The sequence below is a fragment of the Streptomyces catenulae genome, from assembly GCF_000718015.1.
In the GTDB taxonomy this organism is placed as follows: Bacteria; Actinomycetota; Actinomycetes; order Streptomycetales; family Streptomycetaceae; genus Streptomyces; species Streptomyces catenulae.
On sequence record NZ_JODY01000001.1, the window covers coordinates 446,544 to 461,673 of the forward strand.

At 74.8% G+C, this 15,130-nt stretch carries 16 protein-coding genes; 5 read left to right on the top strand and 11 right to left on the bottom strand.

Annotated elements, in window-relative coordinates; all coding sequences use genetic code 11:
- Positions 1-5: 5 nt before the first annotated feature.
- The 4 genes from IF23_RS0101985 to IF23_RS0102000 form a co-directional block, all read right to left on the bottom strand.
- Positions 6-425, bottom strand: coding sequence for a PTS-dependent dihydroxyacetone kinase phosphotransferase subunit DhaM (locus IF23_RS0101985; protein WP_030279046.1), 420 nt, complete (start codon positions 423-425; stop codon positions 6-8).
- Positions 422-1,030 carry a dihydroxyacetone kinase subunit DhaL gene (gene dhaL / locus IF23_RS0101990; RefSeq protein WP_030279048.1) on the bottom strand — a complete coding sequence of 203 codons (609 nt, stop codon included), beginning with the start codon at positions 1,028-1,030 and terminating at the stop codon, positions 422-424. The genes IF23_RS0101985 and dhaL overlap by 4 nt, the downstream gene beginning before the upstream one ends.
- A 77-nt stretch (positions 1,031-1,107) precedes the next feature.
- Entirely contained in the window at positions 1,108-2,100 is a 993-nt protein-coding gene (gene dhaK / locus IF23_RS0101995) for a dihydroxyacetone kinase subunit DhaK (RefSeq protein WP_030279050.1), read from the bottom strand.
- A 167-nt stretch (positions 2,101-2,267) separates the two neighbouring features.
- Complete coding sequence (locus IF23_RS0102000) at positions 2,268-3,032, bottom strand: SDR family oxidoreductase (RefSeq protein ID WP_030279052.1); 765 nt, start codon at positions 3,030-3,032, stop codon at positions 2,268-2,270.
- A gap of 288 nt (positions 3,033-3,320) precedes the next feature.
- On the opposite strand from IF23_RS0102000, the gene IF23_RS0102005 reads away from it, so the two are divergent.
- On the top strand, positions 3,321-4,436 hold the full coding sequence (locus IF23_RS0102005) for a hypothetical protein (RefSeq protein ID WP_030279054.1): 1,116 nt from the start codon (positions 3,321-3,323) through the stop codon (positions 4,434-4,436).
- A gap of 111 nt (positions 4,437-4,547) precedes the next feature.
- Here the strand turns inward: IF23_RS0102005 and IF23_RS0102010 are convergent, their stop codons facing one another.
- From IF23_RS0102010 to IF23_RS0102030, 5 genes are all read right to left on the bottom strand, one after another.
- Entirely contained in the window at positions 4,548-4,865 is a 318-nt protein-coding gene (locus IF23_RS0102010) for a hypothetical protein (RefSeq protein WP_030279056.1), read from the bottom strand.
- A gap of 201 nt (positions 4,866-5,066) precedes the next feature.
- On the bottom strand, positions 5,067-6,137 hold the full coding sequence (locus IF23_RS0102015; protein WP_030279058.1) for an acyl-CoA dehydrogenase family protein: 1,071 nt from the start codon (positions 6,135-6,137) through the stop codon (positions 5,067-5,069).
- A 52-nt stretch (positions 6,138-6,189) separates the two neighbouring features.
- Positions 6,190-7,203, bottom strand: a complete 1,014-nt coding sequence (locus IF23_RS0102020) for an acyl-CoA dehydrogenase family protein (protein ID WP_030279060.1) — start codon at positions 7,201-7,203, stop codon at positions 6,190-6,192.
- On the bottom strand, positions 7,203-8,369 hold the full coding sequence (locus IF23_RS0102025) for an acyl-CoA dehydrogenase family protein (RefSeq protein WP_030279062.1): 1,167 nt from the start codon (positions 8,367-8,369) through the stop codon (positions 7,203-7,205). Before IF23_RS0102025 ends, IF23_RS0102020 begins: the two co-directional genes overlap by 1 nt.
- Positions 8,369-9,217: an enoyl-CoA hydratase gene (locus IF23_RS0102030; RefSeq protein WP_030279064.1), complete on the bottom strand. Its 849-nt coding sequence runs from the start codon at positions 9,215-9,217 to the stop codon at positions 8,369-8,371. The genes IF23_RS0102025 and IF23_RS0102030 overlap by 1 nt, the downstream gene beginning before the upstream one ends.
- Before the next feature lie 79 nt (positions 9,218-9,296).
- Here IF23_RS0102030 and IF23_RS0102035 point away from each other — a divergent pair, with 79 nt between their 5' ends.
- The 3 genes from IF23_RS0102035 to IF23_RS0102045 all read left to right on the top strand — a co-directional run bounded on the left by IF23_RS0102035 (position 9,297) and on the right by IF23_RS0102045 (position 12,347).
- A complete protein-coding gene (locus tag IF23_RS0102035; RefSeq protein WP_030279066.1) occupies positions 9,297-10,463 on the top strand; it encodes an acyl-CoA dehydrogenase family protein in 1,167 nt (388 codons plus the stop codon).
- A gap of 106 nt (positions 10,464-10,569) precedes the next feature.
- A complete protein-coding gene (locus IF23_RS0102040; RefSeq protein ID WP_030279067.1) occupies positions 10,570-11,166 on the top strand; it encodes a TetR/AcrR family transcriptional regulator in 597 nt (198 codons plus the stop codon).
- 23 nt (positions 11,167-11,189) lie between these two features.
- Positions 11,190-12,347, top strand: coding sequence for an acetyl-CoA C-acetyltransferase (locus IF23_RS0102045; RefSeq protein ID WP_030279069.1), 1,158 nt, complete (start codon positions 11,190-11,192; stop codon positions 12,345-12,347).
- Between the two features lie 72 nt (positions 12,348-12,419).
- Here the strand turns inward: IF23_RS0102045 and IF23_RS0102050 are convergent, their stop codons facing one another.
- The gene (locus IF23_RS0102050) at positions 12,420-13,175 is read right to left on the bottom strand and encodes an enoyl-CoA hydratase family protein (protein ID WP_030279071.1); all 756 of its coding nucleotides are present in this window, start codon (positions 13,173-13,175) and stop codon (positions 12,420-12,422) included.
- Between the two features lie 110 nt (positions 13,176-13,285).
- On the opposite strand from IF23_RS0102050, the gene IF23_RS0102055 reads away from it, so the two are divergent.
- Entirely contained in the window at positions 13,286-14,194 is a 909-nt protein-coding gene (locus tag IF23_RS0102055) for an SDR family oxidoreductase (protein WP_030279073.1), read from the top strand.
- A 7-nt stretch (positions 14,195-14,201) separates the two neighbouring features.
- On the opposite strand, the gene IF23_RS0102060 is transcribed toward IF23_RS0102055, so the two are convergent.
- Positions 14,202-14,966 carry an SDR family oxidoreductase gene (locus IF23_RS0102060; RefSeq protein ID WP_030279075.1) on the bottom strand — a complete coding sequence of 255 codons (765 nt, stop codon included), beginning with the start codon at positions 14,964-14,966 and terminating at the stop codon, positions 14,202-14,204.
- Between the last annotated feature and the right edge of the window lie 164 nt (positions 14,967-15,130).

Sequence of the window (15,130 nt, forward strand, 5' to 3'; positions counted from 1 at the left end):
CCGCCTCACTCCTTCCGGTACCCGTACGCCTCCCCGGCCGCGGTCGCCACCGCCGTGAGGTCGGCGCCGGTCGACGCGGTCACCACGGCGGCCACCGCGCCCTCCAGGAACGGCGCGTCCACCAGCCGCGCGCTCTCCGGCAGTTCGTCGCCCTCCGCCACCATCGCCTTCACCGTCAGCACCGCACTGCCCAGATCGACGAGGAGCGCGACGCCCGCCCCGCCGTCCACCGAGCGGGCCGCCTCGGCGATCAGCTCCGCGCTGGTGCCCAGGCCGCCGTCCGGGGTGCCGCCCGCCGCGGCCACCGGCGCCTGCGCGCCGCCCGCCAGCCCCAGGGCGAGCGCCGCCACCGACTCCGCCACCGGCCCGCTGTGCGACACCAGCACGATGCCGACCGTCCCGGCCACCGCCCTCCGCCCGGTCATCGCGCCACCTCCGCGAGCGCCGCGAAGAGCAGCGCCGAGGATGCCGCGCCGGGATCCTCGTGCCCGATGCTGCGCTCCCCGAGATAGCTGGCCCGCCCCTTACGGGCCTGGAGCGGTACGGTCGCCCGCGAGCCCGCACCGGCCGCCTCGGCCGCCGCCGCGAAACCGTCCGCCAGCGCCGTGACCGCCGGGTCCAGCGCGTCCAGCATCGTCTTGTCGCCCGGCGCCGAACTGCCGAGCTGCCCCACCGCGTCCACCCCGGCGCGCAGCCCGTCCCGCAGCTCCCCGAGCCCGACCCGCTCCGCGTCGCCGAGCGTCTTGCCCGTCCGCCGCAGCAGCGTGCCGAAGAGCGGACCGGAGGCGCCGCCGACGGTGGAGACCAGCGTCTTCCCCGCCGTGACCAGGACCGCGCCGGGCGTCGCCGGGGGTTCCTTCTCCAGGGCGGTGCGGACGGCGGTGAAGCCGCGCTTGAGGTTGCTGCCGTGGTCGGCGTCGCCGATCGCGGAGTCCAGTTCGGTGAGGTGGTCGGCCTCCCGGTCGACGGCGGCGGCGACCGCCGTCATCCACCGGACGAAGAACGCGGCATCCAGGGCCGTTTCGGACACGTGACTCTCCTCTGCTCGTGGCGCTGGTACGGACGGTACGGGCACCCGGGCGTCCCCCGGGCGCGGGGCGGCGCGGTTCAGCGGCCCCACCGCAACCCCGCGGTCTGCACCGGCGCGTCCCACAGCCGCAGCAGCTCGTCGTCCACCTGGCAGAGCGTCACCGACGCGCCCGCCATGTCCAGCGAGGTCACATAGTCGCCGACGAGGGTACGGGCCACCGCCACCTCGCGGTCGGCGAGCCGCCGGTGCACCTCGGCCGCGAAGCCGTACAGCTCCAGCAGCGGCGTCGCCCCCGCGCCGTTGACCAGCACCAGCACCGGCAGCTCCGGCCGCAGGTCGTCGACGACCGCGTCCACCGTGACCTCGGCGATCTCCCGGGACGTCATCATCGCCCGCCGCTCCCGCCCCGGCTCGCCGTGGATGCCGACGCCCAACTCCAGCTGTCCGGACGGCAGATCGAAGGTCGGGCTGCCCTTGGCCGGGGTCGTGCAGGCGGCGAGCGCCACCCCGAAGCTGCGGGACGCGCCGACCACCTGCCGGGCGACCGCCTCGACCCGCTCCAGCGGCGCGCCCTCCTCGGCCGCCGCCCCGGCGATCTTCTCCACGAAGAGGGTGGCGCCGGTGCCGCGGCGGCCCGCGGTGAACGTCGAGTCGGTCACCGCCACGTCGTCGTCGACCAGCACACTGGCGACGGTGACGCCCTCGTCCTCGGCCAGCTCCGCCGCCATCCGGAAGTTCAGCACGTCACCGGTGTAGTTCTTGACGAGGAACAGCACGCCCGCCCCGCTGTCCACGGCTGCCGCCGCCCGCACCATCTGGTCGGGCACCGGCGAGGTGAACACCTCCCCGGGGCACGCCGCGTCCAGCATCCCCGGCCCGACGAACCCGCCGTGCAGCGGCTCGTGCCCGCTGCCGCCGCCGGAGATCAGCGCGACCTTCCCGGCCACCGGCGCGTCCCGCCGCACCACCACCCGGTTCTCGACGTCCACGACCAGTTCGGGGTGGGCCACCGCCATCCCGCGCAGCGCGTCCGCCACGACGGTCTCGGCGACGTTGATGAGCATCTTCAACGGTTCCTCCTGCGATGGATCCCGGCCACCCCGTACGGGCCCGGCCGGACGGCGCACGACACCGTCCAGTATCGAAGAGCCGGGCCCGATCGGAGGGGCGACGCGGGGAATCCGCCGCTCCGGACGTCCGGAGGGGCCGCGGGCGGCGGACGGCCCGTCCCGCGGGCTCAGCGGGTGGTGTAGCCCCCGTTCAGGAAGAGCGTCTGGCCGTTGGCCCACCAGCCGTCGGTCAGCAGCGTCCGCACCCACGGCACGATGTCCTCGATCCGGGTGAGGTCGCCGTTCATCGCGGACGCCTTGTGGAACGCGACGGAGTCGTCGTCCTCCGCCGGGTAGAAGAACGGGGTGTCCATCGGCCCCGGCGCGATGTTGTTGACCGAGACGTTCCGCCCGAACAGCTCCTTCGACAGGGCCCGCGCGAAGTGCTCCACGGGCGCCTTGCTCCCCGCGTACGAGGAGTACAGCCCGGTGTAGGCGGCCAGCAGCGAGGTGACGACGGTGACGATCTTCCCGCCGTCCGCGATCCGCCGGGCCGCCTCCTTCATCACGAAGAACGCGGCCTTGGAGTTGACCGCGAACATCTGGTCGTACTCCTCCTCCGTGATCTCCGTCATCGGCTTCTTCAGCACCATCCCGGCCGTGTTGACGCTGATGTCGAGCTTCCCGAAGCGGGCGACGACCTCGTCGAAGGCGCGCGCCACCTCGGTCGGCCGGGTCAGATCCGCCTGGAGCGTGAACGCCTCGCCGGGCCCGGCGTTGATCCGGGCGGCGACGTCCTCGGCCTTGGCCCGGGAGGAGTCGCTGTGGTGGTGGACGGCGACCAGGGCGCCCTCCGCGCCGAGCGTCTCGGCGATCAGTCCGCCGAGATTGCGCGACGCACCGCCGATGAAGGCGGCCTTCCCCTGGAGCGTGGTGTCCGGCTTGCTGACCATGTCGGCCTCCTGCGTGTGGTGGCGAACGGTGCGGCCCGGCCCGGCCGCCCTGCCCCACCAGACTCATCGGCCCCGGCCCCGCGGGTCCCGGCCGCGCCACCGCCCGCAGCCGCGCACCGCCCGCCGCCGAGGCCGCCCTGCCCCGCCCACCGGCGCCCCGCGAACCGCTCGGAACAAGCCCGCCGCGTTCCCCCGAACGGGTGAATCGTGGCGGTATTTGGCTCTTGCGGGGGCTTGCCCGGACACGTGATCGTGAAGGCCCGTTCTCTCACGGAAGGAACCCATCCGGTGGCGCACCGTAAGGTCTATCTGGCGGTCGGCAGGACGCATACGCGGATCCATCGCTTCGACCCCCTCGACGGGGACACCCGCGTCGTCGAGAACGTCCCGGCGTACGCGCCGGGCTACACCGCCATGGGCGCGCAGTACCGCGGCGACGACACCGAACCGCTGCTGCTGGCCGTCAGCGGCAACAAACTGATCACCGTCGACGTGGTCGCCGGCACCCTCCGCGAGGACACCGTCGAAGGGCTCCCCCCGCACGCGAAGTGGTACGACGGCGACACCAGCCCCGACGGCAAGTCCCTGCTGGTCATGGGCGACCCCGAGGCCCCGACCTACACGATCGACATCGCCGCGCGGAAGGCCGTCCCCGGCAACAGCCCCGGCGGCGGCCGCTGGGACGACTTCTCCGCCCGCCCCCGGGACGGCCATCTCTTCGCCGTCGAGGGCGACAACGGCGACCTGCTCCGCATCGACCCCGAGCGGAACCCGATGCGGACCGTCGCCGCCCGGCGGGTCTTCCCGCCCGCCGAGGCCAGCACCTCGGCCCACTCCCGCAGGTCCTACGCCGCGACCTTCTTCGACCAGGACGGCCACTTCTTCGCCGTCGACTCCGCCGGGAACGTCAACTCCCTCGACCTCTCCGCCACCGAGGTGCCCGGGAAGGCGCAGCGCATCGGCGGCGGCAAGATCCCCGTCGGCGACCTGGAGGTGGTCAACGGCGCGGGCCGCATCACACCGCTGCCGGTGCGGGTCAGCTACGACGAGATCACCGTCACGAAGCGGGCCGTCCAGGCGTGGGAGAGCGGTGACCCGCGGGGCAAGGTCTACAGCGTCGAACTGACCCTCACGGCCGCCCCGAAGGACGGCGGCGAGGCGCGGGACGTCCGGCAGTTCCGGATCTCCTTCGACCTCCCGACGGTCCCCGGCGCCAAGGCCGTCGCGTCCGGCGTCACCGTGCTGTGCCAGGACGGCAAGGCGTACCTGGAGGCCGAACAGGACCAACTCCTCAGCGCGGGTGCCTCCCGCCCCATCTCCGTGCAGATCACCGTGCCGGGCGACCCGCGGGCGCTTCCGGCGGAGTACCCGCTCGACGGGTTGAAGGCGACGCGGCTGGCGTGAGCCGCGGTGGTGCGCCCGGGCCCGCACGGCGAGCGGCGGCCCGGGGCGCCCTCGGCCCCGGACCGCCGCTGTGGCCCGCCGGTGTCGGCGGACCTACGGGCTAGCCGTCCGTCAGCCGCACTGCGAGGCCTGGGCGCGGAGCTGCTGCGCCCGCTCGTGGTACGCCTGCGCCTTCTGCGTGTACGCGGTGGCCGCCTGCTGGTCGCCGCGGGCCGCCGCGTCCCGCGCCTGGGCCTCGGCCTGGGCGGCCTGGGCGTCGGCCTGGTCCGCCTGCTGCCGCAGCTGCTGCGCGTCGCAGGAGAGCTTCATCACGGGGGCGGAGACGGCGGGCTGTGCCGCGTTCGCCGAGGCGGCGCCGAGGGCTATCGGCGCCGTCGCGGCCATGGTGACGACGGCCGCGGAGGCGAGAACACGCGTGAACTTGCGCATGGAACGTACCTTTCGTGGATGGTCTTGCGGTGAGGGATTCCGCCGGAGCCGGCCCCTCGCGGTGACAGTAGCGAGGTGTGGGAGGTCGCGAGGGGCGGATGACGGATGAAGGTGCGTCCGGATTTCGCGGACCCAAAGTGACTGGCCGGTAAGAGGGTTGACGGACCGGCCGCAACCCGCCCGCCGGGCCCGCCGTCCCGCTCACCCCGTCAGGCCCAGCTCCGCCGCCAACCGGCCCCGGTGCCACGCCGCCGAGCCGAGGAGCTGGGCCGAGGTGTGGGCGCGTTTGAAGTAGTGGTGCGCCTCGTGTTCCCAGGTGAGGGCGGTACCGCCGTGGAGCTGGATCATCTCGCCCGCCACCGCGGTGAACGCCTCCGAGCAGGCGGACTTGGCGGCGGCGGCCAGACGGGGCAGGGCGGGGGAGCGGTCGTCGGCGGCGCAGGCGGCGGCCAGGGCGGCGGTGCGGGCCGCCTCGATCAGGACGTAGGCGTCGGCCAGCCGGTGCTTGACCGCCTGGAAGGAGCCGATCGGGCGGCCGAACTGGTGGCGGATCCCGGCGTAGGCGACGGTGCTCTCCAGGCAGTGCGCGGCGGCGCCGGTCTGTTCGGCGGCGAGGGCGGTGGCCGCCAGGTCCAGGACGTGGGTCAGCACCCGCGCCCCGTCCCCGTCGGCGCCGAGCAGCCGTCCCCCGGCGCCGTCGAGGACGATCCGGGCCTGGGCCCGCGTGGAGTCGACCGGGACCAGGGCCTCGCGCCGGGCCCGCGGGTCGTCGGTCGGCACCTCGAAGAGCGCGGGGCCACGGGCGGTGCGCGCCGCCACCAGCAGCAGCCCGGCATCGGCGCCGTCCAGGACGTGTTCCTTGACACCGGTGAGCCGCCAGCCGCCGTCCGGCCCGGTGACCGCCTCGGCCCGGATCCGCGCCGGGTCCCACGAGCCGTCCTCCGCCCAGGCCAGGGCGCCCACCACCGCCCCGGAGGCGAGACCGGGCAGCAGCCGGGCGCGGGCCCGTTCGTCCCCGGTGGCCAGGAGTGCCTGGGTGGTCAGGACCGCCGAACCGAGGAACGGCAGCGGGCTCAGCGTCCGGCCCAACTCCTCCAGGACGACATGGCGTTCGCGGGCGCCGCCGCCGGTGCCGCCGTACTCCTCGGGGACGCCGAGCCCGGCGATGCCGATCTGCCCGGTCAGCGGGCGCCAGGCGGTAGCGCCCCCGTGCCGGGCGAGCACCGCGCGGACCGCGGCCCCCAACTCCCGTTGCTCCGCGGTCAGTCGCACCGTCCACTCCTTCGCTGCCGTCGCGGTGCCGGACGCCGTACCGGTCCGGCCGTCACGGGGCCAGGACGCGGGCGCGGTGTGCGGCGGGGGTGCCCCAGGCGTCGCGCAGGGCGCGGGCCTTGCGGATCCACAGGGAGAGGGCGGGCTCCTCGGTGTAGCCGAGGGCGCCGTGCAGCTGGAGCGCGGTGCGCGCCGCCGCGTACGCCGCCTCACCGGCCGCGACCTTCGCCGCCGGGACGGTACGGTCGTCCGCCGCGCCCCGCGCCAGGGCCAGCGCCGCCGCGTACACCAGCGGTTCGGCGAACTCCAGGCCCAGCAGGGTGTCGGCCAGCCGGTGCTTGACCGCCTGGAACGAGCCGACGGGGACGCCGAACTGCGTCCGGTCGCGGACATGTCCGACGGTCGCGTCGAGCAGCGCCCGGCCCAGCCCCAGGGACTGCGCGGCCGTCGCCAGCGCCGCCAGCGCGGCCGCCCGCTCCGCCGCCGCCCGCACCCGCGGCCCCCGCGCGAGGACGGGCCCCGGACCCGGCCGGGCCAGCCGCCGCGCCGGATCGGCGGACCGCTGCACCGGCCCCACGGACCCCGCCCGCCGCAGCGCGTCCCCCTCGACGACCAGCACCGTGTCGGCGGCGTCGGCGTCCAGCGCGTACGGCTGCTCCGCGGAGAGCAGGCAGAGGGAGACGAGGGAGCGCCCGGCGGCGATCCCGGGCAGGAGATCGGCCGCGAGGCCGCCGGGCGGGGCGGCGGCGGTCGGTCCCGGTCCGTCCGGATCGCCCAGCAGGGCCGCCGCCGCGACCGTCTCCACGAGCGGACCCGGCACCGCGTGCCGTCCCAACTCAACGAAACTCAGGGCGAGTTCGACCGGATGGAGCCCCGCCCCGCCGTGCCGCTCGGGGACGGCCAGGGCGAACACCCCGACGTCGGCGAGCTTGCCCCACAGCGCGCGGCCGGGCCCCGGGTCACCGGCCGCCCAGGACCGTACCGCCGCGGGGGTGTCGGCCGCGCCGAGCAGGGTGTTCAGCGTCCGGGCGAACTCCCGCTGTTCGCGGTCGAGGAGGAACCGCATCAGCGTCGTCCCTTCGGCAGGCCGAGCAGCCGCTCGGCGATGATGTCGCGCTGGATCTCGTTGGTGCCCGCGTAGAGCGGCCCGGCGAGCGCGAAGACATGCCCCTCCGCCCACCGGCCCTGGGCGGGCGCCTCCGCGGCGTCGTCGGCCAACTCGCCGTACGGGCCGAGCAGATCGAGCGCGGTCTCGTGCAGCGCGAGGTCCAGCTCCGACCAGAAGACCTTGTTGAGGCTGGACTCCGCGCCGATCGGCTCCCCGGCGGCGAGCCGGGCCGCCGCCGCATGGGTGAACAGGCGGTACGCCTCGGCGCCGATCACCGCGTCGGCGACCCGGTCGCGCAGCGCCGTGTCCTCCGGCGCGCCGCGCTCACGCCAGAGCGCGGTCAGCCGCGCCGCGGCGGCGGTGAACCGGCCGGGGCTGCGCAGTGTCAGCCCGCGTTCGTTCCCGGCGGTGGACATCGCGACGCGCCAGCCGTCGCCGGGGGCGCCGATGACGTCCTCGTCGGGGACGAAGACACCGTCCAGGAAGAGTTCGGCGAAGGCGGGTTTGCCGTCGAGGCGGCCGATCGGCCGGACCGTCACCCCGGGCGCGTCCAGCGGGAACATCAGATACGTCAGCCCGTGGTGCGGGCGGGCGCCGCGGGCGCTGCGGAAGAGGCCGAAGGCGCGGTCGGCGAAGGCGGCCCGGGACGACCAGGTCTTCTGGCCGTCGAGCAGCCAGCCACCGTCGGTACGGGTCGCCGTCGAGCGCAGCGCCGCCAGGTCCGAACCGGCCTCCGGCTCCGACCACGCCTGCGCCCAGATCGTCCCGCCGCGCGCCATCGGCGGCAGGATCCGGGCGCGTTGGGCGTCGGTGCCGTGCTCCAGCAGGGTGGGGGCGAGGAGGTTGACGCCGTTCTGCGCGACCCGGCCGGGGGCGCCCGCCGCGTGGTACTCCTCCTCGAAGAGCAGCCACTCGACGACGCCGACGCCCCGGCCGCCGTACTCCTCGGGCCAGGACACCGCCGACCAGCGGTCGGCGCCGAGCGTCCGCTCCCAGGCGCGGTGGGCGGCGAACCCCTCGGCCGTCTCCAGGGACGGCAGCGGCGCCGTGGGCACGTGGTCGGCGAGCCAGGCGCGGGCCTCGTCGCGGAAGGCGCGCTGTGCGGCGGTGAGGTCGAGGTCCATCAGGATCCGGCCTCCTTCATGGCCCGGACGTCCATCCCGCCGAGCGCGTCCCGGGAGGTCTCCGCGTTGTGGGCGTGGGCGAGGTGGTGCAGGCCGAAGACGGAGTCGAGGCCGGTGTGCAGGCCCTGGAGGTCCTCGGCCTGGTTGACGGCGCGCTTGGTCAGCGCCAGTCCCATCCGGGGCTGACCGGCGATCTCCGTCGCCAACTCCAGGGTGTGGTCGAGGAGCCGGTCGCGCGGGACGACGCGGTTGATCATGCCCAGTTCGTGGGCGCGGGCGGCGCTCATCCGGTCGCCGGTGTAGAGGAACTCCTTGGCGATCCGCGGCGGCATCACCCAGGGGTGGGCGAAGTACTCGACGCCGGGGATGCCCATCCGGACCACCGGGTCGGCGAAGAACGCGTCCTCGGAGGCGATGATCAGGTCGCAGATCCACGCCAGCATCAGCCCGCCCGCCACACACGCGCCCTGGACGCAGGCGAGCACCGGTTTGGGCAGCTCCCGCCAGCGGCGGCACATGCCGAGGTAGACCTCCGACTCACGGGCGTAGCGGCTCTCGGCGCCCTGCTTGTCCGAGTGGTCCCACCACAGTCCGGCGGCGCGGTCGAACGGCAGATGGGCGTCGCGCTCGGGGGTGCCGATGTCGTGACCGGCCGAGAAGTGTTTGCCCGCGCCCGCGAGGACCACGGTCCGGACGCCGTCGTCGTCGGCCGCGCGGTAGAACGCCCGGTCCAGCGCGTAGGTCATCGCGGAGTTCTGGGCGTTGCGGTAGGCGGGGCGGTCCATGGTGATCAGGGCCACCGGGCCCCGGGTCTCGTAGCGGACCGGCTCCGTCGGGGCAGTGGACATCCGCCCTCCTTCCCTAACAAGTGTTTGGTAGGTTAACGTACCGGCCGGTGGCCGTCGAGATCCGTGGGGGAGCCGGCAGATGAGCGCGGTGGACGAGTTCCGGCAGCAGGCGCGGAGCTGGCTGGAGGCGCAGCTCACCGGCGCGTTCGCGCCGCTGCGCGGCCTCGGCGGACCGGGCCGGGAGCACGAGGCGTTCGCCGAACGGCTCGCCTGGGAGCGCCACATGGCCGCCGCCGGATGGACCTGCGTCGGCTGGCCCACCGAGTACGGCGGTCGCGGCGCCACCCTGGAGGAACAGGTCGCCTTCCACGAGGAGTACGCCGAGTCCGGCGCGCCCGCCCGGGTGGGCCACATCGGCGAACAGCTCGTCGGCCCCACCCTCATGGCGTTCGGCACCCCGCGGCAGCGCGCCCGCTTCCTCCCGCCCATCGCCGCCGCCCGCGACCTGTGGTGCCAGGGCTACAGCGAACCCGACGCCGGATCCGACCTCGCCGCCGTCCGTACCCGCGCCGAACGGGACGGCGACGCCTGGGTGCTCACCGGCCGCAAGATCTGGACCTCACTCGCCCACGAGTCCCGGTGGTGCTTCGTCCTCGCCCGCACCGAACCCGGCTCGACGCGCCACCGCGGTCTGTCCTACCTCCTGGTGCCGCTGGACCAGGACGGTGTGGAGATCCGGCCGATCACCCAGCTCACCGGCACCGCGGAGTTCAACGAGGTGCTGTTCGACGGCGCCCGCACCGACGCCGGGAACCTCGTCGGCGAGGAGGGCGGCGGCTGGGCGGTCGCGATGGCCACCCTCGGCTTCGAGCGCGGCGTCTCCACCCTGGGGCAGCAGGTCGGCTTCCGCCGCGAATGGGAGGCGCTGGCCGCCCTCGCGGTCCGCAACGGCGCGGCCCGCGACCCGCTGATCCGCGACCGGCTCACCCGCTCCTGGATCAGCCTGGAGACCGTCCGCGGCAACGCCCTGCGGATGCTGGAGGGCGCCGCCGCCGGGGCGCCGGGCCCGGAGGCGTCCATCGGCAAGATCTACTGGGCGACCTTCCACCGCGACCTGGGCGAACTCGCCATGGAGATCCGCGGCGCGGACGGCACCCTCGCCGCCGGGGCCCCCTACGACCTCGACGAGTGGCAGCGGCTGTTCCTCTTCTCCCGCGCCGACACGCTCTACGGCGGCTCCAACGAGATCCAGCGGAACATCATCGCCGAACGGGTGCTGGGGCTGCCCAGGGAGCCCCGCCCGTGACGGGCACCGCCCCGCTTCCCGGCCCGGTCCCGGCGCCGGGCGGGCGGGGGACGACAATGGCGGTGTGCCGAAAAGCAATGCGCCCGACAGCGGCAAGAAGAAGACGATGACCCCCTCGCCCGAGCGGCGCCGGGAACTGCTCGGCGTGGCCGCCGACGTGTTCGCCGCGCAGGGGTACAACGCCACCACCGTCCGCAAGATCGCCGACGCGGCCGGAATGCTGGCGGGGAGCCTCTACTACCACTTCGACTCCAAGGAGGCGATGCTCGACGAGATCCTCTCCACCTTCCTCGACGAGCTGTGGGCGGGCTACGACGCCGTCCTCGCCGCCGGGCTCGGCCCCCGGGAGACGATCGAGGCGCTGGTCACCGAGTCGTTCCGGGAGATCGACCGGCACCACGCGGCGGTCGCGATCTACCAGAAGGAGTCCCGCCACCTCTCCGTCCAGCCCCGGTTCACCTATCTCGCCGACTCGCAGCGGAAGTTCGAGAAGGCGTGGCTGGGCACCCTGGAGCGCGGCGTCGCCGACGGCGTCTTCCGCGCCGACCTGGACATCCGCCTCACCTACCGCTTCGTCCGCGACACCGTCTGGGTCGCCGCGTCGTGGTACCGGCCCGGCGGACTGCACAGCCCCGACGAGATCGCCCGGCAGTACCTCTCGATGGTGCTCGACGGCATCGCCCTCGGGGAGCGCACCCCCTGACGCATCTTCCCTGAGGAGTCCCGATGCCCGAGGCGTATCTCGTCGAAGCGGTCCGCACCCCCGTCGGCCGGCGCCGCGGCGGACTCTCCGCCGTCCATCCGGCGGACCTCGGGGCGCATGTGCTGACGGCCCTGATGGCGCGCTCGGGCGTGGATCCGGCCGCCGTGGCGGACGTCGTGTTCGGCTGTGTGGACACCGTCGGACCGCAGGCGGCGGACATCGCGCGGACCTGCTGGCTGGCGGCCGGACTGCCCGAGGAGGTGCCGGGCGTGACCGTCGACCGGCAGTGCGGCTCCTCCCAGCAGGCCGTCCACTTCGCAGCTCAAGGCGTGCTCTCCGGCACCCAGGACCTGGTCGTCGCGGGCGGCGTGCAGAGCATGTCGCAGATCCCCATCGCCTTCGCCAGCCGCAAGGCCGCCGAACCGCTCGGCTTCACCCATGGGCCCTACGCCGGATCGGCGGGCTGGCGCGCGCGGTACGGCGACCGGCCGGTCGACCAGTTCCACGGCGCCGAACTCATCGCCGCGCAGTGGGGCATCGGCCGCGAGGAGATGGAGGAGTTCGCGCTCCGCTCCCACCGGCGGGCCGTCCGCGCCCTCGACGAGGGCCGCTTCGCCCGCGAGACCGTGCCGTACGGCGCCGTCACCGCCGACGAGGGGCCGCGCCGCGACACCGATCCGGCGAAGATGGCGGCGCTCACCCCGCTGACCGAGGGCGGCCGCCTCACCGCCGCCCTCGCCTCCCAGGTCTCCGACGGCGCCGCCGCGCTGCTCCTCGCCTCCGAACGCGCCGTCCGCGACCACGGGCTGACGCCCCGCGCCCGCATCCACCACCTCTCGGTGCGCGGCGAGGACCCGATCCGGATGCTCTCCGCCCCGATCCCGGCCACCGCGTACGCACTGCGCAGGGCCGGGCTGACGATGGACGACATCGATCTGGTGGAGATCAACGAGGCGTTCGCCTCCGTGGTCCTCGCCTGGCTGCGGGAGACCGGCGCCGACCCGGCGAAGGTCAACGTCAACGGCGGCGCCATCGCCCTGGGCCACCCCCTCGGCGCCACCGGCGCCAAGCTGATGACCACTCTCCTGCACGAACTGGAGCGCACCGGTGGCCGGTTCGGCCTCCAGACCATGTGTGAGGGCGGCGGCCAGGCCAATGTGACGATCATCGAACGGCTGTGACGGCGCGGCCGGGCGGGGCGATCCGGCCCCGCCCGCGGCGTACGGGCCTGCTGCGCCCGTACGCCGCGCCGCTCAGTCCCGCTCCTCGCGCGACGCGACGAACGCCTCCCGGTGCCGGTCCGCGACGCCGCTGAGGTTGGCCTCGAAGGTGAAGCCCTGCTCGAAGCGGTAGCTGCGGCGGACGTCGACCGGGTCGATGCCGTTGAGCGCCGCCTTCGCCAGCCGCAGCAGCGACCCGTCCTTGGCGGCGATCTCCCGCGCCAACTCCAGCGCCGCAGGTCGCAGTTCCTCCCGCGGGACGACCCGCCACACCGAGCCGTGCGCCCGCAGCTCCTCCGCGGTGACCGTCCGAGAGGTGTAGTACAGCGTCCGCATCAGATGGGCCGGGACCAGCCGGGCGAGATGGGTCGCCGCGCCGAGCGCCCCGCGGTCCAGCTCCGGCAGGCCGAACACCGCGTCGTCGCTCGCCACGATCGCGTCGGCGTTCCCGGCCAGCCCGACGCCGCCGCCCAGACAGAACCCCTGGACCGCCGCGACCACCGGCACCTCGCACTCGTAGACCGCGGCGAACGCCTCGTAGCAGCCGCGGTTGGCGCCGATCAGCGCGGTGTGGCCGGGGGTGCGCTGCATCTCCTTGAGATCGACGCCCGCGTTGAAACCGCGCCCCTCGGCGGCCAGCACCACACAGCGCGCCCCGGGGTCGGCGCCCGCGGCGCGGACCGCGTCGGCGAGGTCGTACCAGCCCTGTACGGGAAGGGCGTTGACCGGCGGGACGTCGACGGTGACGATGCGGACGCCCTCTTCGGGGCGGGAGACGGAGACACCCATGAGACGGTCGGCCACCTTTCCATCTAACGTTTGTTAGGTAGGCTAGCAGCTCGACGGACGGCGGCGGAGGGGTCGGTGCCCGCCGTCATCAGCGGACGGAAGGGAATCCCATGGCCGGACTGTGCGCGCAGCGCGTCGTCGCGATCACCGGAGCCGGACGCGGACTGGGCCGCGCCCATGCGCTGGCCTTCGCCGCCGAGGGCGCCCGGGTCGTCGTCAACGACCTCGGCGTCGGACTCGACGGCACCGGCGCGGTCACCGGTCCGGCGCGGCGGGTCGCCGAGGAGATCCGGGCGCGCGGCGGTGCGGCGGTGGCGCACGACGGCGACATCGCCACCCCCGAGGGCGCCGCCTCCCTCGTCGCCACCGCGCTGGACTCCTACGGCCGCCTCGACACCCTCGTCAACAACGCCGGATTCCTCCGCGACCGGATGCTCGTCAACCTCGGCGAGGACGACTGGGACGCCGTCGTCCGCGTCCACCTCAAGGGCCACTTCCTCACCCTCCGGCACGCCGCCGCACACTGGCGGGCCGAGGCCAAGGTGGGCCGCACACCGCACGCCCGGATCGTCAACACCAGCTCCGGCGCGGGCCTGTTGGGCAGTGTCGGGCAGGGCAACTACGCCGCCGCCAAGGCCGGGATCGTCGGGCTGACGCTGGTCGCCGCCGCCGAACTCGCCCGCTACGGCGTCCAGGTCAACGCCCTCGCCCCGGCCGCCCGCACCCGGATGACGGAACACGCCTTCGCCCAGGAGATGGCGGCACCGGCGGCGGGGGAGTTCGACGCGATGGCCCCGGAGAACGTCTCCCCACTCGTGGTCTGGCTCGGCTCCGCCGACGCGGCGGGCGTCACCGGCCGGGTCTTCGAGACGGAGGGTGGCCGGATCACCGTCATGGAGGGCTGGCACCCCGGTCCGGGCGACGACACCGGCACCCGCCGCACCCCCGCCGAGGCCGGGGCCACGGCCCGCCGGTTGCTCGCGGCGGCCCGGCCACCGCTGCCGGTGTACGGGAGTTGAGCCCCCGTCAGGCGTCCGGAACCGCCCGCCCGGCCAGATAACGGGCGGGCGGTTCGCCGCCGCCGTGGACGGCGAGATCCGCACCGTTGATGTATCCGGCCGCCGGGCCCGCCAGGAAGAGACAGGCGTCGGCGAGATCGGCGGGGAGCGCCAGACGGCCCAGCGGGACGATCCCGGCGAGGGCCGCCTCGCGCTCCGTGCCGGACGTCCGCACCGGCCCGGCGCTGAGATGGTTGACCCGGACCGCCGGTCCCCACTCCAGCGCCAGCGCCCGGGTGAGCATCAGCAGCCCCGCCTTGGCGGCGGAGTAGGCGGCCGTGCCGGGCTGTGGATGGTGCGCCGAGACGCTGCCGATGTTGAGGATGCAGCCGCCGCCGTCCTGGCCGTGCATCCGGCGGTGCGCGGCCTGGGAGGCGTAGAACGGCGCCAGCAGATTGAGCGCCACCACCTTCTCGACGAAGCGCGGGGAGACGGTGGCCGCGTCGGCGTCGGGGGAGCCCCCGGCGTTGTTGACGAGGACGTCGAGCCGCCCCGAGCGGCGGGCCGCGGCGTCGACGAATTCCCGTGCCGCGGCCGGGTCGCGGACATCGGCGCGGACCGTGTGCGCGGTGCGGCCGCCCGCGCGCGGCGGGGTCGCCGGTGTGGAGCGCCCGCAGACCGTGACCTCCGCACCGGCCGCGAGGAACGCCTCGGCGAGGGTCCGTCCGATGCCCTTGGTGCCGCCGGTGATCGCCACCGTCCGGCCGGTGAAGTCCCGCGGATCGCCGCTCATGGCCCGCCCCTCTCCGCCCGCGTCGCGGTGCCCGGCCGGGCCGCCGCGGGCCCTTGACACCCGGCCGCGCGGCCACCGTAATCTATCTACCAAACGTTTGCTAGGTGACTGCGGAGCCGCCGCCCCGGGGCGGGCGCCCGGTACGAGACCGTCCACGGCACACA